The following is a 1,519-nucleotide window of genomic DNA, read 5'->3' as shown; positions in this document are numbered from 1 at the left end:
GCTCTCCGGCCGCGTGGCCTGGCGCCTCATCGCGCCGGACCGCCTGCCGCTGATCGGCGGTCTGGCGGCTCCCGGTGAGGCGGCCGAGCAACTGCGCCTGCAGCCACGCCAGCCGGGGCTCATCGCCTGCACCGGTTTTGCCTCGCGAGGCATCACCTGGGCGGCCCTGGCCGGGCGCCTGGTCGCGGCGCTGGCCCTGGGCTCGCCACGGCCGCTCGAGGCCGAGCTGCTGGACGCTGTCGACCCGCTGCGCTTCGCGTTGCGCCAGCGACGCAGGCCGGGCGGCTGAGCCGGCCTGTTTGGCCCTGGTTCGGGCAACTATTGCCGCTTCCTCCCCCATATCGCTCTTCCGCCCCACCAGAGCCGGCGGCACACTGCGCTGTTGACACCGGCCTGGCCAGTGTCCTTTTCCTTATCTGATGGAGACGACGGCATGAGCGGTTCGCAGCGGTTGAAGTTGGCTCTGGGCGTTGTGCTCGGCGTGGTCACCGTGGGCGCCGGCATGGCGCTGTCCGGCCTGGGCGACACCGCCGGCGCCGCCAAGGGTTGGTTGTATGCCGTTCTGGCGCTCACCTGGGTGGCCGGCCTGTTCGGCCTGCTGACCAGTGGCGGCTCGGGCGGCAGCCTGCATGCGGCCACCGAGGCCGCCGAGGCGCTGGCTCGCTTTGACCTGACCCACCCCATTCCGCGCGGCGGCAGTGGTGACGTCGGACGCCTGCTCGGCGCGCTGGACGACACCCAGCAAGGGCTGCAAAAACTCATCGCCAAGGTGCGCGAAGCCGCCGACAGCATTGGCACGGCCAGCGCCGAAATCGCCACCGGCAACCTGGACCTCAGCCAGCGCACCGAGCAGACGGCGAGCAATCTGCAGAACACCGCGTCGTCCATGTCCGAGTTGACCGGCACCGTCAAGCAGACGGCCGACGCAGCCATGACGGCCAACCAGCTTGCCAGCTCCGCCGCCAGCGTCGCCCGGCGCGGCGGCGAGGCCGTGTCGCAGGTCGTCGCGACCATGGATCAGATCAGCCACAGCTCGCGCAAGATCAACGAGATCATCGGCACCATCGACGGCATCGCCTTCCAGACCAACATCCTGGCGCTGAACGCCGCCGTGGAAGCGGCCCGCGCCGGCGAGCAGGGCCGTGGCTTCGCCGTCGTGGCCGGCGAGGTGCGGCTGCTGGCCCAGCGTAGCGCCGAGGCCGCGAAGGAGATCAAGAGCCTCATCAGTGCCAGCGTCGAGCGTGTGGACTCCGGTACCCAGCAGGTGCAGGACGCCGGCGCGACGATGACCGAGATCGTTGCCAGCGTGCAGCGCGTGACCGACATCATTGGCGAAATCAGCGCCGCGGCGCGCGAGCAGAGCGAGGGCATCGGCGTCGTCAACGGCTCCGTCGTGCAGCTCGACCAGATGACGCAGCAGAACGCCGCCCTGGTGGAGGAATCCGCCGCCGCGGCCGAAAGCCTGCGCGAGCAGTCGGCCCGCATGGCCGAGGCCATTGGGGTGTTCAAGCTCAGCGGC

The 1,519-nt window shown here is 70.5% G+C and carries 2 pseudogenes; both read left to right on the top strand.

The window, feature by feature from the left end:
- Positions 1-289, top strand: a pseudogene (locus AC1DU6_RS30870) (oxidoreductase); the annotation flags it as partial.
- 336 nt (positions 290-625) lie between these two features.
- Positions 626-1,519, top strand: a pseudogene (locus tag AC1DU6_RS30865) (methyl-accepting chemotaxis protein); the annotation flags it as partial.

Source organism: Roseateles sp. P5_B10, from assembly GCF_056400485.1.
This window is presented reverse-complemented; position numbering and strand designations above follow the sequence as displayed.